This is a genomic window from Xanthomonas hortorum pv. cynarae, from assembly GCF_002939985.1.
GTDB classification, from domain to species: domain Bacteria; phylum Pseudomonadota; class Gammaproteobacteria; order Xanthomonadales; family Xanthomonadaceae; genus Xanthomonas; species Xanthomonas hortorum_D.
The window spans coordinates 150,088-170,100 of sequence record NZ_MDFM01000007.1; the positions used below are offsets into that span (position 1 = coordinate 150,088).

Here is a 20,013-nt window from a genome sequence, read left to right on the forward strand (position 1 = left end):
TGCGCCATCCCCCGCCACGCTGGTACGCCGCATGCGCCATTTTCGCTTTCTCGCCCTCGCCTGCCTGATCCTGCTCAGCGGCTGCGCCAGCGCCGGTAGCGCGTGGGTGGAACTGGCCGGCACGCGTTACCAGGTGGAACTGGCGCAGAACGATGCCGACCGCGCCAAGGGGCTGATGTTCCGCGATGCCATGGCCGACAATCACGGCATGCTGTTCATCCACGACCGCCAGGAGCCGCTGGCGTACTGGATGAAGAACACCAAGATCGCGCTGGATATCCTGTATTTCGACGATGCGCGCCGGCTGGTGTCGCAGCAGCGCGACGTACCGCCGTGTTCGGCCGGCGATGCCTGCCCGCCCTACCCCAGCAAGCAGCCCGCCCGTTACGTGCTGGAGCTCAATGCCGGCCAGGCCGCCAAGCTCAATTTACAGGACGGCGCCACGCTGAACTTCAGCCCGGACATCCCGAAGCTCAAGTAAATCTCACACCACAGGCCATTCCTGTCAGGAAGTACCGGACTTGAACCACGCGCCGCTTGCCGACACTCTTGGCAGCATGGTCGACATGCTCCCACTTCCCCATTGGACCGCGCTCGCCAGCCTGGACGACGAAGCGGTGCCGTTGATGTCCACCGCGCTGCTGATCGCACGCGACGAGTATCCGCAGCTGGATGCCGAGCTGTACGACACGCTGGTGCAGAGCCACGTGGAGCATCTGCGCCGTGAGGTGGAGGCGATCGATCTGTGGCCGTTGAAGATGGCGGCGGTCAATCGCTATCTGTTCGACGAGCTAGGGTACTCGGGCAATCACGACGAGTATTACGACCCGCGCAACAGCTACCTCAATCAGGTCTTCGAGCGCCGGTTGGGCAACCCGATCTCGCTGGCGATGGTGCAGATCGAGGTCGCGCGCCGGCTGGGCATTCCGCTGGCGGGGGTGTCGTTTCCCGGGCATTTTCTGGTGCGTTTGCCGGTGGACGATGGCGTGCTGGTGATGGACCCGTTCAACGGCGGCCGCCCGCTGGGTGTGGACGAGTTGCGCGAGCGTGCGCGTCCGCATCTGGGTGGCGAGGTTCCCGACGACCGCGCCCTGGCGCAGATTCTCGACCCGGCGCCGCACCGCGCGATCCTGATCCGCATCCTGCGCAATCTGCACGGCGTCTACGCCGATGCCGAGCACTGGGACCGCGCCGCGCGCAGCGCCGACCGCATCCTGAAGCTGGTGCCGGACCAGCCCGAAGCGCTGCGCGACCGCGGCATGGCCTATCTGCATCTGGGCCACCGCAACGGCGCCCGCCACGATCTGTCGCGCTATCTGGTGCTCAATCCCGGCGCGCAGGATGCGGGCAATCTGCATGAGCATCTGGTCGAGCTGAACGGTCAGCGCGCGCACGCGCACTGAAATCACCACCAGCTGTGCGTTCGTCGGCGTCACGCGAGCGGGCGCAGGCGAGGTTCTGGCGACAAAAACGCAGTCACTCAACTGCGCTGCAAGTGCCTCAGTCGATCTCGATCATCTCGAAGTCGTCCTTGGTCACGCCGCAATCGGGGCAGGTCCAGGTCTCCGGGACGTCTTGCCAGCTGGTGCCCGGGGCAATGCCTTCTTCGGGGATGCCGTCGGCCTCGTGGTAGAGAAACCCGCAGACGACGCACATCCAGGTGCGGTAGGTGGTCGTGGATGTCTCGCTCATCGGATAATCGCGGTCACGCAACGGTGGGACTGCATTGTCCCATCCCACCCACCGCTTCCGGAAGCGCTGCCATGCCCGACCTGCACAACGCCCGCGGCGTCTACCTGATCACTCCAGACGAGCCCGACACTGCGCGCCTGCTCGCGCGTACGCGACCGCTGCTGCCTGTCGTCACCTGGCTGCAGTACCGCAACAAGCAGGCCACCGCGCCGCTACGATTGGAACAGGCCAGCGCGCTGCGCGAGGCCTGCGCTGCGCACGGTGTGCCGTTGATCATCAACGACGATGCGCAACTGGCGTTGCAGGTGGGCGCGCAGGGCGTGCACCTGGGCGAAGACGATGGCGAGGTGGCGGCGGCACGCGCGCTGTTGGGCGCGCAGGCCATCATCGGGGTGTCGTGCTACGACGAGATCGCGCGTGCGCAGGCGGCGGTGGCGGCCGGTGCGAGCTATGTGGCCTTCGGTGCGTTCTTCCCGACCACGACCAAGGTGACGACACGTCGCGCCTCGCCTGCGCTGTTGCAGCAGGCCGCTGCGCTGGGAGTGCCACGCGTGGCGATCGGCGGCATCGCGGCTGCGCAGGTGCCGGAGTTGGTAGCAGCGGGTGCCGAGTTGATTGCGGTGGTCAGTGGCGTATACGCCGCGCCGGATCCGGTCGCAGCAGTGCAGGCATATCGGGCCGGGTTTGCGCAGTAGCGCTGCTGGCAGACGACAGAGTTGCCGGCGACACGTGCTGTCCAAGACGCAAGACCATCAGGATTTCGAGTCGTAGCGATGTTTGATGCAGTCGGAAGCTCAGGTCAAAAGCTTGGTTGGTCGAGGGCGCGGTGCCCTCACCGCTCGCGGGACACGCCGCAAGTACGTCCCTGTAGGCTCGGTGGCGGCATCCATGCCGCCACACGGTCCCGCAATCGGTAAGGACACCGCACCAGAGAGTTTGCAGACGGCTTNGTTGATGGCCTTGCGTTAGGAAGCTGATCGGACCAGGCGTCATCCAAACAACGCACGTCATGCACTGCTTGCACCATGCACACCGACATTCTCGACTGGTCCTTGCCCGCCTACCGTCGCGGGACCTTACGCGGCATGGATGCCGCGTAAGAGCCTACATGGACGTACTTGCGGCGTGTCCCGCGACGGTAGGCGGGCAAGGGCCCTGCAGCAAACCCGTATATCAGCCGCTCTACAAGTGATCTATCCGCATCGCCCACCCCACTCAAAACAACCGAGTGATCGAGTCGTCGCGTCGGATAGATGCAGGCAACAGCTCAGTGGACCGAGGGCGCGCTGCCCTCGCCGCACCAGAGCGTTGGCCGTGACCCGGTAAAAAGTCGCGCGGGTCGCGTGTCTTATTCAGACGATTGAAGCTGGTTAGAGCCCCATCACCCAAAAAAAACAGCGACGCGTGCCATCACGCGTCGCTGCTGGTTTTGACTCCGTCGCCCAACGCGATTAGAAGTCGTAGCTCAGCGTCACCCGGCCCGAGCGCGGGGCCTGATAGGCGACGACCTGATCCCATAGCGGGTTGGTGGTGTTGTCGGGCAGCTGCGAGAACGGGTAGATGTTGGTCGCGGTCTGCTCGTTGGTGATGTTGAACACGTCGAAGCGTAGTGCCAGCTTGCCGGCGGCGAATGCCGGCTTGTAGGTCACCCCCATGTCGAGCTGCGCGATCCAGCCCAGACGCCCCTGCGAACCCGGAGGCGATGCCACGCCGGTGCCGGTTTCCGGGTTGTAGCAGTAGTGGTACGGCCCGCCGGTGATCGCGCTGCCACCGTAGCCGGCCGGATCCGTGCCGGGGTAGTTGTCACCGTAGTAGTTGCCCAGGCAGTTATGCGGCGCACCCGAAATCAGGCTGAAGTTAGCCGACGCGCCCCATTGCGGATTGAACTGGTAGAAGCCGAACAACTTGAGCTGATGGCGGTGATCGTTGGATTGATCGCCGTTGAAGTGTTCCATCAGCGCCGCGTGGTCCCAGCTCTGCGTCGTGGAGACCGATGCCTGGCCCTGATAGCTGCCCAGTGCCCCGCCGGTGCGCCACAGGTCCGAACGTACCTGACCTTCGGTGGTGCCGTAGCTATGCGACCACACGTAGTTGACCTTGGCATACCACTGGCCGTCGAACGGGCGCTCCAGGTTGAACTCCACCGCCGAGTAATTACGCTTGAACTTCGGGAAGCCCGCAGCCTCGCGGCTTACCGCCACTTCATGGAACTGGCCATCGGTGCCGATCACGCCCCAGGTGTTGGTCTGGCCGGGATTGATCAGCGATGCACCAGCAACCTGCGAGAAGTCGATGGTTACGCCTTGCGCGGCGGCGGCAGCGATCAACGCAGTGTTGGAGACGTCGTAGTTCTGATCGTCGATACCCGCATTGAGGCGGCGATGCGTGCCGCGCACGCCCAGCACCCAGCCCGTATCCAGCTGCTTGGTGAAACCAAGGATGATCTCGTCCTGGTTCTCGCCTTCGATGTCCTTGACCACCGCGGTACGTACATCGGCGATGCGACCGAAGCGCGAGTTGGCCGACACTGCCGAACCCAGCTGCTGCGCCACGATCGGCGTGCCATCAGCATTGATGCCGCTGTAGGTGAAGTAGGTATCGGTGGTGGTGGCCGGGGTGAACAGGCTCACTGCCGACAGCGGCAGGCCGAGATAATAACGGCCGATGTTGCCGAACACCTTCAGGCTGGAATCGCCGTTGACGTCCCAGCTGAAGCCCAACCGTGGCGCCCAGGCATTGTCGACTTCGATATAAGGATCGCCAGACGGGGTGTAGTTGGTGAATTCGTCCTTGCGCAGGCCGATGCTCAACAGCAAATTATCGGTGACCTGCCACTTGTCTTCGATGTAGTAGGCGCGTTGCTTGGCCTCGTACGAATACAAGCTGGTGTTGATATTGCGCACCGCGTAATAGCCGCTCGATCCGTTGACCGGATCGACCAGGCCTGGGCTCGGCGCACCGATGCCGCCAGCTTCGTTGGCAGACTGGCTGACCAGTCCACCCGTCAGGAGGCCATTGGGATCGTTGGTCTGACCATAGGTCCACGCAAAGCCGGGGCCGGAGAGCACCGAGCCCACGTCAATCCCTTCGGACTTCTGGTTATCGATACCGAAGTTGAGCGTGTGGTGGCCGATACGCCATTCCAGATTCAGGCGCTGATTGTCTTTCTTGTATTCGCGGTCGGGCGAGCTGACCGAAGTGACCAGCTGACTGCCGATGCGCGGCGTACCGCCGGTGTAGGCCGGATTCTGCAATGCAGCGCTGTTGATGACCGGGCCACCAGCCGCGTTGTAGTTGAAAGGCGTCAGCTCGTCGGGCGTGCTCATCTTGCCGTACAGCGCGGTCACGGTGAGGTTGTCGTTGAGATAGCCGGTGTACTTGCCGGTGAACAGGGTCGGGCCGGTTTTCCAGGTGGATTCGTCGGTGAAATAACTGCCGCGCGTACGATCGACATAGTTGTAGCGGTAGATGGAGCCGTTGGTTTCGGCCTCGTCGCTGGCGCCGGTCACCTCGATCAGGTGGTTGTCGGTGATGTTCCAGTCCACCTTGGCGTACCAGCGCTTTTGCTTGTAGTCGTAGTCGGTGAGGCCACCGGTGCGGCCGTTGTCGGTGTCGCGATTGGTGCCGACGCGCACGCCGTCCGAATCCACCTGCTCGGCCGCCAGGAAGAAGAACAGCTTGTCCTGGATGATCGGCCCACCGACATAGGCGCTGTAGGTGGTCTGGTTGGCTTCGGCCTCGCTGGCCGGCTGGTACAGGCCGTTGGCTGCGCGGGCATACCGGTAGGCGGCATTGTTGACGGTGCTGGCCTGCGCATCCGGGCGCCAGTAGATATCGCGCTGGTTGGCCTTGAGGCCGTTCGGCTCCCAGATCACCGCGGTGCCGAACTTCCACTCGTTTGTACCGCGCTTGCCGATCTGGTTGATCACGCCGCCGTTGGCGCGGCCGTATTGCGCGCCGTAGCCGCCGGTGAAGATTTCCTGCTGGTCGATGGCGCCGTACGGAAGGGTCAGACCGCCAAGATTGTTGCTGATGGTGGTGGTGTTGAAGCCATTGAGGTAATAGGCGTTTTCGCTGGCGGCCGAGCCGCCGAAGCTGGGCAGCGAACCGCCGAGCGGGCCGTTATCGAAGCCACCGCTGTTGACCACCACGCCCGGCGCCAGCAAGGCGATGGCTTCTGCAGTGCGGCCCAGCGGCAGTTGCTGCAGCTGCTCGGCGGTGACCACGGTGCGCGTGTCCACGCTGCTGACGTCGATGGTGGTCAGGCCTGCGGCGGTGACGGTGACGCTATCCAGGGTCTGCATACCGCTCCCCGCAGCGGCGGCGAACGACACATCGGTGTTCGCGCCAACGGTGATCGCGACGTTTTCGCGGGTTTCCACCGCTGCGCCATCGCGCTTGACCGTGACCTTGTAGGTACCCAGCGGCAGATTGCCGGCGGTGTAACGGCCGCGCGCATCCACTGGCACCTCGCGGGTAAAACCGCTGTTGTTTTCCACCAGCACGCTGGTGCCGCTGCTCTGCCCCACGCTGCCGACGATGCTGCCGCTGGTGGACTGCGCGTGGACGCTCCCCATCGCCACGACCAGCGCCAACGCCAAGGCACGCTTCTGGATACTACGGTTCATGCTTTCTCCCCAAGTCTGGAACTGTCGGCAACGCGACACAAATGAACGGCGCCAATGGCTACCGGAATCACACTTTCTGAACATCCGGATCGAAGCGCCAATGACCACCCGCCATCAGCTCATGCCCCAAACCATCGATACCGTCCCGTTCGATCATAGGCAGCTGCGTTGCCCTACCCGCCTGCTCCGACGGGTAGGCAGGCACACGGTGGGTAGGCGGATAGGGGCCGCAAGCCTGACAATGGCGCGTGCGCTGCCCGTGGTCGGGCAGCGCCGCCCCATCGGCATCACTCAAGGATCTACGTGCATGAACCACTCCCGCTCCCACGCCCTGTTCGCCCAGGCGCAGACCCTGCTGCCCGGCGGCGTCAACTCCCCGGTGCGGGCGTTCAAGTCCGTGGGCGGCGAGCCGTTCTTCGTGGCGCGCGCCGATGGCCCGTATCTGTATGACGTGGACGACAACCGCTACATCGACTACGTGGGCTCGTGGGGGCCGATGATCGCCGGCCACAATCACCCGGCGGTGCGCGAGGCGGTGGAGCGTGCGATCCGCGATGGGCTGTCGTTCGGTGCGCCGTGTGCGGCCGAAGTGACCATGGCCGAGACGATCAATCGGCTGGTGCCCTCCTGCGAAATGGTCCGCATGGTCAATTCCGGCACCGAAGCCACGCTGTCGGCGGTGCGCCTGGCGCGCGGCGCCACCGGGCGCAATCGCATCGTCAAGTTCGAAGGCTGTTACCACGGCCATGGCGACTCGTTTCTGGTCAAGGCCGGCAGCGGCATGCTCACTCTGGGCGTGCCGACCTCGCCCGGCGTGCCTCCTGGCCTGAGCGAGCTGACCGCCACCCTCACCTTCAACGACTTCGAAGGCGCCACGGCGCTGTTCGACGACATCGGCGCCGATGTGGCGGCGGTGATCATCGAACCGGTGGTGGGCAACGCCAACTGCATTCCGCCGCAGGCCGGCTACCTGCAGCACCTGCGCACGCTGTGCACGCGGCACGGCGCGCTGCTGATCTTCGACGAAGTGATGACCGGGTTCCGCGTGGCGCTCGGTGGCGCGCAGGCGCATTACGGGGTGACCCCGGACCTGAGCACCTTCGGCAAGATCATTGGCGGCGGCATGCCGGTGGGCGCGTACGGCGGCCGGCGCGACTTGATGGAGCAGATCGCACCTTCCGGCCCGATCTACCAGGCCGGCACCTTGTCGGGCAATCCGGTGGCGATGGCGGCGGGCCTGGCGATGCTGGAGCTGGTGCAGGAGCCGGGCTTCCACGCGCGCCTGAGCGCGCAGACCAGCGCGCTGTGCGAGGGCCTGGAAGATGCCGCCCACGCGGCCGGCATCGCGGTCACCACTAACCAGGTCGGCAGCATGTTCGGGCTGTTCTTCACCGACGAAATCGTGGAGAGCTACGCGCAAGCCACCGCCTGCGATATCACCACTTTCAATCGCTTCTTCCACGCGATGCTGCAGCGGGGCGTGTATCTGGCGCCATCGGCGTACGAAGCCGGCTTCATGTCCAGCGCGCACGACGCTGCGGTGATCGAAGCCACGCTTGCAGCGGCACGCGAGGCATTTGCGGAAGTGGCGCGCTGAGGCGCATTCATGCGGGTCGCTGCGGGATTCGATTTGCGCAGTGACCACCGCAAACTTTGCTTTTGTCTTGTGGCTGTCATACCTTTCTGAAAGGTGTCCACGGACGGGCATGGGTGGGGACCCTCGAAGCAGCGGATGTGTCGTCGTCGCCGGTCACGGTGACGCCTGGTGCGTCGCCGCTGTTTCATCACGATCTGCAGTGCGTCGAGTCGGCGCGCTGCCGACGCTTGCCACGGCCGCCCTCGCCTCATGCTCAAGCCTGTTGCGTTGCTTACTCCGCGCCCGTCACCGTCGCGCGATTCCGTTCTTCCCGATTGGCTGCTTGCCAGCAAGCTGGAGCCGCCGCTGTCGCGCCCTGGTGCGGTGGTGCGTGGCGCGTTGCTGGCTGCGCTGGATCAGGCGCACGCCCGCCCGCTGACGCTGTTGCTGGCACCGCCAGGGTTTGGCAAGACCACCCTGCTGACGCAGTGGCATGCGCAGCTGTGCGGGCGCGATCACGCCGCTGTGGCGTGGCTGTCGCTGGATGAAGAAGACGCCCACGCCGCGCGCTTCCTCGGCCATCTGGCCTTGGCGCTGCAGAGCGCAGGGGCGGATCAGGCACTGTGCGCAGCGGTGCTGCATAACCGCGATCAGGACCCGCGCGAGGCGGTGACGGTGCTGATCCGCGCGCTGCGCGCCGCACCACGGCGCATCAGCGTGATTCTCGACGACTACGACCGGCTCGGCAGCGGCATCGTCGACGAGCTGGTGTTGCGCCTGGTCGAACACAGCGGCGGACGTCTGCACCTGTTGCTGGCCACCCGACGCATACCGGCGCTGCCATTGGCGCGCCTGGATCTGCAGGCGCTGCTCAGCCGCGTGGGCAGCGCACAACTGGCGCTGGACGAGCGCGAAGCGCAGGCATTACTGGGGCCGCAGGTACCCGCGCCGGTCGTGGAAGAATTGCTGCGTTACACCGAAGGCTGGCCGGTGGCGCTGCATCTGGCGCGGCTGTGGCTGGAAGGCGGCGCGCAACGTCAGCAGGAAGTGGCCGCGCGTTTCTCCGGGCGCAGCGCGCAGATCGCCGCGTACCTGGCCGAGCAGGTGGTCAACGATCTGGATGCCGACACGCGCGATCTGTTGTTGCGGACCAGTGTGCTGGAGCGCGTCAACGCCGCGCTGGCCGATGCGGTGCGCCAGCGCGATGACAGCGGCCGGCTGCTGGCGCGGCTGGAACATTTCCACGGCCTGCTGGTGCCCATGGATGGCGAACGCGAGTGGTTTCGCTATCACCCACTCTTTGCCGACTTTTTGCAGCAGCTGCTCGATCGCGAGCATCCCGGCCAGGCCATGCAACTGCATCAACGCGCCGCGCGCTGGTTCGGCGATCATCAGTATCTGGCCGAAGCGGTGCGGCACGCATCGCGCGGCGATTGCGGCGATCTGGCGGCCAGCTACATCGCGCGCGCCGGCACCTGGCAATTGTTGCTGACCCACGGCACGCATGCAGTGCGCGCGCTGCTGCGTCACTTCGAACACCGCACCATCCGCGACACCCCGGCGCTGAATCTCACGCAAGCGCATCTGCATGCGAAGCTTGGCGAATTCAGCCACGCGCGGTTGTTGCTGGAACGTTTCCGCGACTTTCCCGCTGCACTGCGTGAGCCCTTGCAGCGCGATTACACCGTGGTGGTGGCGGCACTGCGCGATCGCCTCGATGAGATCTGCGGTAACCCGCATGGCCTGACCCAGATCGCCGCACAAGCCTCCGCGCTGGACGAAGACGACCATCTCGGACGCGGCATGCTGCTGTGCATCTGTGCCACCACCGCCATTGCGCAAGGCGCCTTTGTACTAGCCGAACGCTATGCCTTGAACGCACGCGATGCGATGCAGCGTGGCGGCAGCGAACTGGGTGCGAGCCAGGCGCTGTTGTCGTTGGGCCAGAGTTTTTTCTATCGCGGTCGCCTCAGCGACGCCGAGGCCTGTTACCAACAGGCACTGAGCGGCTGCGCACGCACGCCGCAACTGGATCGCGTGCTGGAAGCAGCCGCCAACTGCCTGCTGGCGCAACTGCATTACGAACGCGGGCATCACGATGATGCGGCCGATCTGCTGCATCCGGCGCTGGAATTGCTGGAGCAACACGACGGCGGCATGGACGTGCTGGCGGCCGCTTACGACACCGCACTGGGATTGGAGCGCGTGCGCGATCACAGCGGGCGCAGTGCCTTGGCGCTGCTCGAGCACGTGGAACAGATCGCGCATGGGCGCAAGCTGATGCGGCTATCGGAACTGGCCGCAGCCTGGCGCCTGATGCTGTTGCTGGAGCATCCAGGCAATGCCGCCATCGACGTCCTGATCGCGCGCACCGGCGGTGAATCCGGATTGGCGCATACCCTGCGCTCGGCGCACCGTTGGCGTGACCGCGCGGCGATGGGCTTTGCGCTGGCACGCTGGCATCGCCTGGCCGGCCGCAGCAGCGCGGCGCTGACCATCCTGGGCCAGATCGAACACGCCTGCCTGGCCAACGACAACCTGTGCCATCTCGCCCGCACCCGTGCGCGCATCGCCCTGGTGCTGCAGCAACGCGGCGAACTGGTCGCCGCCCTGCCGCATCTGTACAGCGCGCTGGATCATGTGGCGCTGACGCAAAGCTGGCAGGCGATCGTCGAACTCGGCCTGCCGGCAAAGGCGATGCTGCGCTCGCTCCGCCAACACGACCCGCATACCGTGGGCGGCACCACGCGTGCGCTCACCATTCAAGCCTTGCTCGAACGCCTCAGTGGCGACGAAGACCCGGCCGGCGATATTTTCAGCGAACGCGAACTGGAAGTGCTGGCACAACTGGCGCGTGGTTATTCCAACAAACAGATCGCACGCTGTTTGCACCTGTCGGAAAACACCGTCAAGTTCCATTTGAAAAATCTCTATCGCAAGCTCGACGCGCGTAGTCGCGAAAGCGCCCTGGCGCAGGCCTTGCAACGCGGATTATTGCGGGCGGCCGATCCGCATGCTGGCCCGGATGCGGCACCGAACTGATCCGAGCGCGTGTATCACAGCCTGCGCTTGACGCGCATGTGCATGCGTTGCGACATCGCCTGTCAGGCGATGTCGCAGACCCCATCAGCCAAAACTCAGCGTGCCTTTCATCATTGCCCAATGGCCCGGGAATGAGCAGAAAAAGGTGTAGTCGCCGCCCTTGCTCAACTTGCTGGTCGCAAAGCTCACCGTGGTGCTGTCGCCGCCGCCGATGACCTTGGTATGCGCGATCACGCGGGGGTCGGCTTTGGGTAGATAGCTGTCGGCGATGCTGGAGCGTACGCCGGCATTGGCGACGGCTTGAAAATCGGCAGCCTTGGTCAACACCCAGTTGTGGCCCATCACCGTGGCGGCCATCTTGCCGGAGTGCTTGAGGGTGAGGTCCACCTGCGTGCAGTCGGGCGCCAGCTTGATCGTGCTCTGGTCGAACTTCATCTGATCGTTGCCGGTGATGGTCACCGTGCAGGTACGCGCCCATGCCGAAGGTGCGAGCAGCACCAGTCCAAGCACCGCAATCGTCGAAAACAGCTTCAAAGGAACACTCCTGCGATAAAAGATGCGCGACGCCCAGCGCGCCTGGTCACCCCAACGCGTTCGCATGCGCCGGTGTGACCAGAGTAACGCCTCATGCGTACCGGAAAAAAGCATCCATCGGATCATGCACATCCGCGGTGGCTTCCGTCAGCGGCAATGGGCCGCGCTTGCCGGCCATCACCTGCACGAACGCCTGCTTGAAGCGTGCCATCTCCGCTTCGGTGCCAACCGTGATCCGCGACCAGGTCGGCCACACCGGCCAGCTGCGGCCGATGAACACGCCAAAGGTGGCCATGTCGTCCTTAAAGCCGGCAGCCGGGCGCTTCACATCGACCATGAAGCAGTTGCTCTCCGATGCGGTGCAGGCGTAGCCCTGCTTGGCGAGAAACGCCATCACATCCTTGCGCGTGGCCGCCGTGCGTGCGCGGCGCTGCGGCACCAATGCCGGATCCCGTAGGCTGGCCAGTCCTGCAGCAGCGGCAGTCACCGGCAGGCTGTTGACGCTGTAGAACATCAGCTTGGCCAGCAGGTCCGGGCGTGCAGCTGCATAGCCCAGGCGAATGCCGGCCATGCCGTAAAGTTTGGAGAAGGTGCGCAACACCACCACGTCTTCGCCTGCGGCGACCATGTCGACCACGCTGCTGGTGCTGTTCGCAAAGTGGATGTAGGCCTCGTCCACCACCAGCACGCTGCCCTTGGGCTTGTGCGCCAGTGCGTAATCCAGATCCTGGCGTGCAGTCACCGAGCCGGTGGGGTTGTTGGGGTTGCAGATGTAGATCACGCCCGGGCTGGCGTCGGCGGCGCACATCGCCTGCACGTCGTGCGAGAAGTCCTTGCGCAGCGGCACCTTGATCAGTTTGGCGCCATTGCGGGTGGCGGCGCGCCAACCGGATTCGTAGGTGGGATCTGCGGTGACGAGCGCGGCGCTGGGCGAGGTGAACGCCAGCATCGTGTAGTCCAGCGGCTCGGTGGAACCGGCGTAGGCCATCAGGTGATCGACCGGCAGCTTGAGCTCGGCGGCCAGGGTATTCATCAGTTCCATCTGCACATCGCGCAGATAGCGCCCACCTTGCGGTGCGATCTGCGCGATGGCTCTCACCGCTGCCGCCGACGGGCCATCCGGGAATTCATTGGAGCCGATCATCACCGGCGACAACGCGCTCGCCGGTGTCGGCACGATGGCGGCGGAGCGTTCGGCGGCGCTGGCCAACAGCGGCAGCGCACTTGCCCCTGCAGCGCCGGCAAACAGCGCGGAGTCACGCAGAAACGTGCGGCGCGAAAGAGCAGTTTTCATCACAACCTCCAACAATATGGCAATGCGGATTCAAGGACGAACGGCGACCACTTCGATTTCCACCCGATACAGCGGATTGCCCAGCGCAGCGATCTGGAATGCAGAGCGCGCCGGCAGATTGGGCTGCTCCTTGGTGCCGAAGAACTGACGGTAGCCTTCCATGAAACCGTTGAAATCCATCTTGCCGCCCATCGCTGGATCGCCGACCAGAAACACCTGCATCTTCACCACATCGCCCATGCCCAAGCCCAGCGCTGCGAGTTGCTGTTTGATCTGATTCAACACGCTGACCGTCTGCGCCTTGGTGTCGCCATACGCAGCGGCCGAATCTTTCGGCGCACTGGTGTCCACCACGGCCGGTACCTTGCCGCTGACGTAGACGGTGGCCTTGCCGGCGGGAATTTCCACTGCGGCAGCGATGGGGAAATCGCTATTGGGAATCTTGTGGCGGATCACCTCGGCGGCATGCGCGGCGGTGAGACCTGCGGACCACAGCATGGCGGTGAGAACGGCGGTCACTGGACGGAACATGGCAACTCCTTGCATGAGAAAGAAAGAATCAATGACGCAGCAATTTGACGTCGTCGGCGGTGACCACCTCGGTGTGATCGTTGCCGAAGTGCGTGCGCACATAGCTCACCACTTCGGCCACCTGGCGGTCGTTGAGCATCTCACCGAAACCGGGCATGCCGGCGTGGCCGTCGAGCACCATCATGGTGACGTAGGGGCCGGCGGCGAGCTTGGGATTGCCGGCAAGCGCGGGATAGTCGCCCGCGCCTTGTGCGCCGCGCCCGGCCGGCATGTGGCAGCCCTGGCAGATCGCCTGATAGACATCCTGGCCGGATGCCTTGGCAAAGCCTTGTTGCGGAAACAACTGCGTGGCATCGGAACTCTGCGCCTGCGCCTCATATGCGCCCGGTGGCAGCAACAACGCAGCAATCACAACGACGAACGTGGCGGCGGCCAAGCGTGATAACAGGCTCATGCGCGCCCTCCTCCGGCCAGCACTTTGCGATGCAGACGGCCCACGACATCGTGCGCAGACAGAATCGCACCTTCCTGCCAGGCCGGGATGTAGGAGACGTGTTCGCCAGCCAGTGCCAGCCGACCGTCGATCTGGCACAGCGGCGTGTAGTGTTCGGCACGTGCCTGCTCGCTCCACATACCGAAACAGCCGTGCGTGAACGGCACGCGGTGCCAACCGACCGAAATACCATTCTCGAACTCGCGCGGATATTGCGGATGCAATTGCGTGCCGTATTCGACCGCCTTGCGCACGCGCTGCTCCGGCGTCATCGAGGTGAACTGGTAAGCGTCCAATCCCCACACATACGCGCCGAGCAGCACGCCCTTGCCTGGGCTGTGATAGTTGGTACTGGGGTAGCTGATCAAGGTAATCGGCAGATCGGTGTAGCTGATGCCGCCGTAAATGGCTTCGTCCTCTTCCCAGAAGCGGCGCTTGAATTGCAGGCCCACTTTCACCGATGCCGCATACGGCACCTGGCCGATCGCGGTGGTCATCGCGTCGCTGGCGGTGACCGGAATGCGGCTGAGCACCGATAGCGGAATCGTGCAGATGCACCAATCGGCACTGGCGATGCGTTCTTCACCACCGTGCGCGGCATCCTGCCAGGACACGCGTACGCCGCTGCCGTCCTGATCGATCTTGGTGACCTTGGCGTTGTAGGTGATGGCATCGCCGAGCTGGCCCGCGAATGCCTTGCCGATCTGGTCCATGCCGCCCACCGGCTGAAACATGGTGGTCTGCATCTCATAGTTGTTGCCGGCCGCCAGCGTGGTCCACAGGCGCGAGCGCAACACATCCTGCACGCTGAAAGGATCGGAGAATTCCGGCTTGCCGGACAGACCGCCACCGGGATAACGCGCAAAACCGCGGCGCTCGCTGCTCTCCTTGCCTTTGACGTAGCCGAACTTGTGATCCAGCGCGCCCCAGGTCCGCAAGGACTCCAGCAACACTTCCTGGTCTTCGCGGCTCACGCTCTTGTCCAGGGCGTGCTGCTGTGTGCACTTGGCCAGCAACTCGGACACGTGGCCCTTGTAATCGGCATCGATGGCGCGAAAGCGCTGCGGTTTGCCGCCGAAGCCCTTTTCGCTATGCAGCAGCGCGTTGTAATTGACCTGATTAAAGGCTTCCAGCGCCACGCCGAATTGCTTGCAGTAACTCAGCACCGCCTTGTGGTGATGCGGAATGCGCCACGGGCCGGGATTGAGATACAGCCCCTGGTCGAACTGGCAGTGCTGCGTTGCCCCGCCCAGTTCGGTGTAACGGTCGCCGCCACGCAGCGTCCAATTGCGGCCGCCGGGGCGGTCGTTGTATTCCAGCAACTGCACGCGATACCCGGCCTTGCGCAGTTCGAAGGCCGCCGCCATGCCAGCCAGGCCCGCGCCCAGAATCAGCACCGAGGCGCCCTTCGGGTCGCCATCCAGTTGCAGCGGCCCTTTGAAATTTGATTCGGCTGCCATGCCCAGGCTGCTCATCGCCTGATACATCATCGCGCCGCCAGCGGTCATGCCGATACGCGCCAGCAATTGCCGCCGCGTCATCGCCCCAGAGTGGTTGCCTTGCATCAACGCGTAGTCCTTGCATGTCATGGATCAAGTACGACCGACAAAAACAATGGCGCGGCCGGCAGCGACGCCGGCCGCATCACTGGCTCAGAACTTGTAGGCCAGGCTGGCGAACAGCTGGCGTGGTGCGATCAACTGATACGAGCCGGAGCTTTCGTTCGGGAATACCGCACCGATCGCATCGTCCTTGTCGAACAGGTTGTAGACCGACAACTGCAGTCGCCCACCTGCAAGAAACCCTGCATCCTCGCCCTGATAACCCACGCTGCCGTTGACGATAAGGGTGGCATCCACCTGATCGGTATTGAGCGTGTCGCCATAGCGCTTGCCGGTGTATTTGGTATCGAGGTTGACGAAGAAATGTTCGCCTTCCCAACCGCCGTTGACGCTGAACATCACCTTGGGCGAATCCGGCACTTCGTTGCCTTCCACCTGCACCAGATTGCCGCTGACCGGGCCGAAATAGTTGTCCTGGAATTCGGATTTGTTCCAGGTCAACGAGGCGCCCAGCCGCCAGCCCGGCGCCGGCTTCCACATGCCGGACACCTCCGCGCCATAGGTCTGTACGTCGCCGACATTGGCGTAGACGGTGGGTGCCACCACCAATGGATCCGGATCGGTCAGCGCGATGATGCGGTTTTCGTAATCGATCTTGTAAGCGGCGATATAGCCGCTCCACTGGCTGGATTCGGCGCGGATGCCGATGTCGATGTTGGTGGATTCTTCCGGCGCGATATCCGGATTGAACGCACCGGAGGTCAACGCCAGCCGCGGGGCGGAGCTGAAGTTTTCTGCGTAGTTGGCGAACAGTTGCACGCCTTCGGCAAGCTGGAAGCTGGCGCCGACCTGCGGCTGGAACCAGTCGCTGTTCTTGATGGTGACATCGCGGCGCACGCCGACATTGAAATCATCCAGATTGGCGATGCCGTTGTAATCGCGCTTGACATCCAGGCCCTTGGCGCCGAATTCCATCGTGAGCCGGTCATCGAGCAGGCGCAGCGTGTCCTTGATGTAGAGCTGCTTCACCTCGGTGGAGAAGTGGTTGTCGTAGTAGATGACGATCGGCAGCGAGCCCTTCAGCAAGGCGCCAGTGGCCGGGTCCAGGTTGTACAGCGGGCGCACCTGATCGAAGTCGTAATTCTCGTACCAGGCGCCGACTTCGAGCTTGTTGTGTTCGGTCTCCCACGACACTGCGGTGGTCACACCATAGCGATCGCCGCCCATGATTTCTTCGCGGCGGGTCATCGCACCGACGTTGGTGACGTTGCCATTGGCATCGACGATCTGGGGGTCGTTGATGGCGATATCGGTACGCCCCGGCGTGCCGGCGATGGCATCGTTGTATAAACCGGTGGCGGTGCTTGGTGGGGTGCCGCCGACGCCGTAACCATGCTTGTTTTCGTAGTAGCCGGTGAAGGTGAAACCGATCGCATCGTTGAACAGGAAATCGCCGTGCAGGCTGAGCAACGAATCGCGTCGGCCGTTCTGCCATTCGCTGTAGTGCTCTGCGTCCACTTCCGGATTGCCGGTGATGCGTTCGTGCAGATCCCACGCCACCGAGCCGTCGGAGTTGTACGACTGCACGTCGTAGTCCTTGCGGTTGTTGTAGATCCAGCCCAGCGTCAGGCTGCCCACGTCCCAGGCCTGGCGGATCTTGGCTTCGAAGTGATCGCTCTTTTGCGTGGCCGGCTCCATGTCCCACACCCCGCCCTGCGTGCGCGATGCGGAGAGATACGCGCTCGGGCCGCCTTCCCACCAGTCCGGCGTATCCAGGCGCACGAAGCTGCGCACCAGATCGTCCGAGCCGATGGTCTGGGTGAGATTGCCGCTCCAGGTATCGCCCCCCTTCGGTGGCAGGCTGGTGTAGCGGATCGCACCGCCGAGTGCGTGATACGAGGGCTGGGTGACATCGCCGGAGCCTGCCGACACGGTGACGTCGAGCAGGTTCTCGCTGGACACGTAACGGGTGATTGGCCCTCCTTCGCGGGTGTCGAAGGTTTCGATCGGGATGCCGTCCAGGGTCACGCCGATCTGGTTGGCAGAAAACCCGCGGATGGTCATCGAGTCGCCGAACTCGTACAGGCCGAACGGGTCGGTGGTCTGCACATTCACCCCGGGCAGGCTCGCCAGTAACTGCTGCGGCGCCACGCCGGGCACCTGGGCCTGGATGTCGGCCACCGAGATCGACGCGGTCGTGCGTGTGGAACCGGTGCCCACCACGCTGACCGCATCGAGCGTGCGCGCTTCCTGTGCCAGTGCGGGCAGGCTGTGTGCGCCGGCCAGCAACAGGGTCATCGAGGCAAGCGTGTGGCGACGCGTGGCGGAGGTGAGAATGGCGGCGACCGAGACCGCCAGCTGATCGGTTTTGAAGCGCTTAGGCATGCAATCGACCCCTGGATGCGTGTGGCGTGCTGAGTGACCGGGCCGCTCCCCCAGACCGGCTGACACCGCAAATGCGGCATGCATCGACCATAACCAGCGCAGTTCCGCCGCAAGCCGCGCGCGGAGGGTAGGGGCAGCGCGGGTGGGTAGGTTGCCGCCGAATTCAACGATCTGAATACGTACTGCCCCCACCCACCTGCGCGCATCCGGTCATACCAGCTCTCGCATGCTTGCCATGACGTCGCAGATCGACAACGCTGCGCAGCCGCATCATGAGTCCGCGCATGCCGCTTGCAGCACCCTCTTTGTTACTGCTCGATTTCGATGGCGTATTGGCCAGCTACTCGCGGCCGCGCCGCGTGGCTGCACTTGCTGCAGCAGCTGCCTGCACGCCGCAACGGGGGCAGCAGGTGTTGTTCGAACAGGGCCTGGAGCGTGCCTACGATGCCGGGCTTATCGACACGCAGGACTACCTGGCGCAATTGAGCGAGGGGCTGGGCGGCGTGATCGATCGCGCCACCTGGATCGACGCACGCGTGGCGGCGTGCCGCGCGGACCCCTCGGTGGTGGCGCAGGTGCTGGCGGTATCGGCGACGACGGCCGTGGCGGTACTCACCAACAATGGGCCGTTGATGGTGGAGGCGATCGAGCGGATCGTGCCTGCGCTGTTTCCGTTATTGCAGGGGCGCGTGCTGTGCAGCGGCGCACTCGGCGGCCGCAAGCCCGATGTGCAGGTGTATCAGCGCGCGCTTGCGCAGCTGGACGCCACTGCAGCAGCGTGCACCTTGTTTGTCGACGACCTGTTCGTCAACGTGCGTGGCGCGCGTGCAGCAGGCCTGCACGCGGATACGGTGCGCGATGCGCGCGGCTTGCGGCGGGTGTTGAAGCGGTATGGATTGGCGTAGGAGAGCCGGGATTCGAGATTGGACAATCGGGAATCGCCGGCGAATCTTCCTTCGCCATCATGGCCGGCGCGGTGCCGGCCACGATGGCGCGGAAAGCGCAGCTCTGCATCACTGCTGCGCGACGTACTCGGCAATCGCAAGGCGCAAACGTTCCAACCCATCAGCCAGCTCGGCATCGGTCAAATTGAGCGCCGGCACAAAACGCAAGACATCCGGCCCCGCCTGCAACAACAGCAAACCATGCTTGGCTGCAAAATCCAGGATCGCCCCGGCCTGCCCGGCATGCGTCGGGGCCAGCACTGCACCCAGCATCAAGCCGCGCCCGCGGATCTGTGCGAACACGCCAAACTCGTCGTTGAGCGCGTCCAGACCGGCGCGCAACGCGGCCGACTGACGCTCTACGTTCTCGGCGATCTGCGGCGAAGCCAGCTTGCGCAGCGCCACGCGCGCCACCGCTGCGGCCAACGGATTGCCGCCGAAGGTGGTGCCATGCGCGCCGAACTGCATGGTCTCGGCCACCTTGGGGCCGGCCAACATCGCACCGATCGGGAAGCCGCCACCCAGCGCCTTGGCCAGCGTCACGATGTCCGGCGTCACCTGCTCCTGCCAGTGCGCAAACAGCGTGCCGGTGCGGCCCATGCCGCACTGGATCTCGTCCAGCACCAGCAGCGCATCGTGCTGATCGCACAGCGCGCGCACGCGGCTCAGAAAGCCCGGCTCAGCCGGCATCACTCCGCCCTCGCCCTGAATCGGCTCCAGCATCACCGCAGCGACATCGCCCGCCGCCATGGCTGTTTCCAGTGCCGCCACATCGTTGAAATCCACATAGCGAAAGCCGCCGGGCAGCGGCTCGTAGCCTTCCTGATACTTGGGCTGTGCGGTCGCGGTGACCGAGGCCAGGGTGCGCCCATGGAAACTGCCGCGGAAGGTCACGATGACGCGCTTGTCGGCCGGGCGGCCCTGATTGCTGGCCCACTTGCGCACCAGCTTGATCGCCGCCTCGTTGGCCTCGGTGCCCGAGTTGCAGAGAAAAACCTTCTGCGCGAAACGCGAAGCAGTGACCAGTTCCTCGGCCAGCTTCAGCGGCGGTGCGCTGAAGAACACGTTGCTGGTGTGCCACAACTTGCCGGCCTGCTCGGTGAGCGCAGCCATCAGATCCGGATCGTTATGGCCCAGCCCGCTGACCGCGATGCCGGCGGACAGATCCACATATTCGCGGCCCTGGTCGTCCCACACGCGACTGCCCTGTCCACGCTCCAGCACCACCTGGCGCGGGCGGTAGACCGGCAGGTAGTAATGCGCGAGAGACAGGGGCGAATCGGCAGCGGTGCTCATGATGGTGGGTCGCAGAAGCGGAGGGAGAACTCGCAT

The 20,013-nt window shown here is 64.4% G+C and carries 15 protein-coding genes; 6 read left to right on the plus strand and 9 right to left on the minus strand.

The window, feature by feature from the left end:
• The first annotated feature begins 31 nt into the window (after nucleotides 1-31).
• Complete coding sequence (locus tag XcyCFBP4188_RS07075; protein WP_006451381.1) at nucleotides 32-481, plus strand: DUF192 domain-containing protein; 450 nt, start codon at nucleotides 32-34, stop codon at nucleotides 479-481.
• A gap of 40 nt (nucleotides 482-521) precedes the next feature.
• Nucleotides 522-1,403: a SirB1 family protein gene (locus XcyCFBP4188_RS07080; protein ID WP_043909470.1), complete on the plus strand. Its 882-nt coding sequence runs from the start codon at nucleotides 522-524 to the stop codon at nucleotides 1,401-1,403.
• Between the two features lie 97 nt (nucleotides 1,404-1,500).
• Here XcyCFBP4188_RS07080 and XcyCFBP4188_RS07085 read toward each other — a convergent pair whose 3' ends face one another.
• Nucleotides 1,501-1,740 (minus strand): rubredoxin, encoded by a 240-nt coding sequence (locus XcyCFBP4188_RS07085; RefSeq protein WP_043909472.1) that lies wholly within the window; start codon nucleotides 1,738-1,740, stop codon nucleotides 1,501-1,503.
• 23 nt (nucleotides 1,741-1,763) lie between these two features.
• Between XcyCFBP4188_RS07085 and thiE the strand changes: the two genes are divergently transcribed.
• Complete coding sequence (gene thiE / locus XcyCFBP4188_RS07090; RefSeq protein ID WP_006451384.1) at nucleotides 1,764-2,387, plus strand: thiamine phosphate synthase; 624 nt, start codon at nucleotides 1,764-1,766, stop codon at nucleotides 2,385-2,387.
• A 756-nt stretch (nucleotides 2,388-3,143) separates the two neighbouring features.
• On the opposite strand, the gene XcyCFBP4188_RS23020 is transcribed toward thiE, so the two are convergent.
• Nucleotides 3,144-6,320: an outer membrane beta-barrel protein gene (locus XcyCFBP4188_RS23020; protein WP_167393510.1), complete on the minus strand. Its 3,177-nt coding sequence runs from the start codon at nucleotides 6,318-6,320 to the stop codon at nucleotides 3,144-3,146.
• A gap of 307 nt (nucleotides 6,321-6,627) precedes the next feature.
• Between XcyCFBP4188_RS23020 and hemL the strand changes: the two genes are divergently transcribed.
• Together hemL and XcyCFBP4188_RS07110 are read left to right on the plus strand one after the other, a co-directional pair.
• Entirely contained in the window at nucleotides 6,628-7,917 is a 1,290-nt protein-coding gene (gene hemL / locus XcyCFBP4188_RS07105; RefSeq protein WP_043909361.1) for a glutamate-1-semialdehyde 2,1-aminomutase, read from the plus strand.
• Nucleotides 7,918-8,166: 249 nt separating this feature from the next.
• Nucleotides 8,167-10,938, plus strand: coding sequence for a winged helix-turn-helix domain-containing protein (locus XcyCFBP4188_RS07110; protein ID WP_006451212.1), 2,772 nt, complete (start codon nucleotides 8,167-8,169; stop codon nucleotides 10,936-10,938).
• Nucleotides 10,939-11,022: 84 nt separating this feature from the next.
• On the opposite strand, the gene azu is transcribed toward XcyCFBP4188_RS07110, so the two are convergent.
• From azu to XcyCFBP4188_RS07140, 6 genes are all read right to left on the minus strand, one after another.
• Nucleotides 11,023-11,472: an azurin gene (gene azu, locus XcyCFBP4188_RS07115; protein ID WP_043909359.1), complete on the minus strand. Its 450-nt coding sequence runs from the start codon at nucleotides 11,470-11,472 to the stop codon at nucleotides 11,023-11,025.
• Between the two features lie 91 nt (nucleotides 11,473-11,563).
• Nucleotides 11,564-12,766, minus strand: coding sequence for a pyridoxal phosphate-dependent aminotransferase (locus tag XcyCFBP4188_RS07120; RefSeq protein WP_006451210.1), 1,203 nt, complete (start codon nucleotides 12,764-12,766; stop codon nucleotides 11,564-11,566).
• Between the two features lie 30 nt (nucleotides 12,767-12,796).
• Complete coding sequence (locus XcyCFBP4188_RS07125) at nucleotides 12,797-13,297, minus strand: RidA family protein (protein ID WP_043909357.1); 501 nt, start codon at nucleotides 13,295-13,297, stop codon at nucleotides 12,797-12,799.
• 28 nt (nucleotides 13,298-13,325) lie between these two features.
• The gene (locus tag XcyCFBP4188_RS07130; protein ID WP_006451208.1) at nucleotides 13,326-13,751 is read right to left on the minus strand and encodes a c-type cytochrome; all 426 of its coding nucleotides are present in this window, start codon (nucleotides 13,749-13,751) and stop codon (nucleotides 13,326-13,328) included.
• The gene (locus tag XcyCFBP4188_RS07135; RefSeq protein WP_043909365.1) at nucleotides 13,748-15,355 is read right to left on the minus strand and encodes a flavin monoamine oxidase family protein; all 1,608 of its coding nucleotides are present in this window, start codon (nucleotides 15,353-15,355) and stop codon (nucleotides 13,748-13,750) included. Before XcyCFBP4188_RS07135 ends, XcyCFBP4188_RS07130 begins: the two co-directional genes overlap by 4 nt.
• A gap of 87 nt (nucleotides 15,356-15,442) precedes the next feature.
• The gene (locus XcyCFBP4188_RS07140; RefSeq protein WP_006451206.1) at nucleotides 15,443-17,737 is read right to left on the minus strand and encodes a TonB-dependent receptor; all 2,295 of its coding nucleotides are present in this window, start codon (nucleotides 17,735-17,737) and stop codon (nucleotides 15,443-15,445) included.
• Nucleotides 17,738-18,021: 284 nt separating this feature from the next.
• Between XcyCFBP4188_RS07140 and XcyCFBP4188_RS07145 the strand changes: the two genes are divergently transcribed.
• Nucleotides 18,022-18,642, plus strand: a complete 621-nt coding sequence (locus XcyCFBP4188_RS07145; protein ID WP_428977231.1) for an HAD-IA family hydrolase — start codon at nucleotides 18,022-18,024, stop codon at nucleotides 18,640-18,642.
• Between the two features lie 108 nt (nucleotides 18,643-18,750).
• Here the strand turns inward: XcyCFBP4188_RS07145 and XcyCFBP4188_RS07150 are convergent, their stop codons facing one another.
• Nucleotides 18,751-19,977, minus strand: a complete 1,227-nt coding sequence (locus tag XcyCFBP4188_RS07150) for an acetylornithine transaminase (RefSeq protein WP_104591844.1) — start codon at nucleotides 19,975-19,977, stop codon at nucleotides 18,751-18,753.
• Nucleotides 19,978-20,013 lie beyond the last annotated feature (36 nt).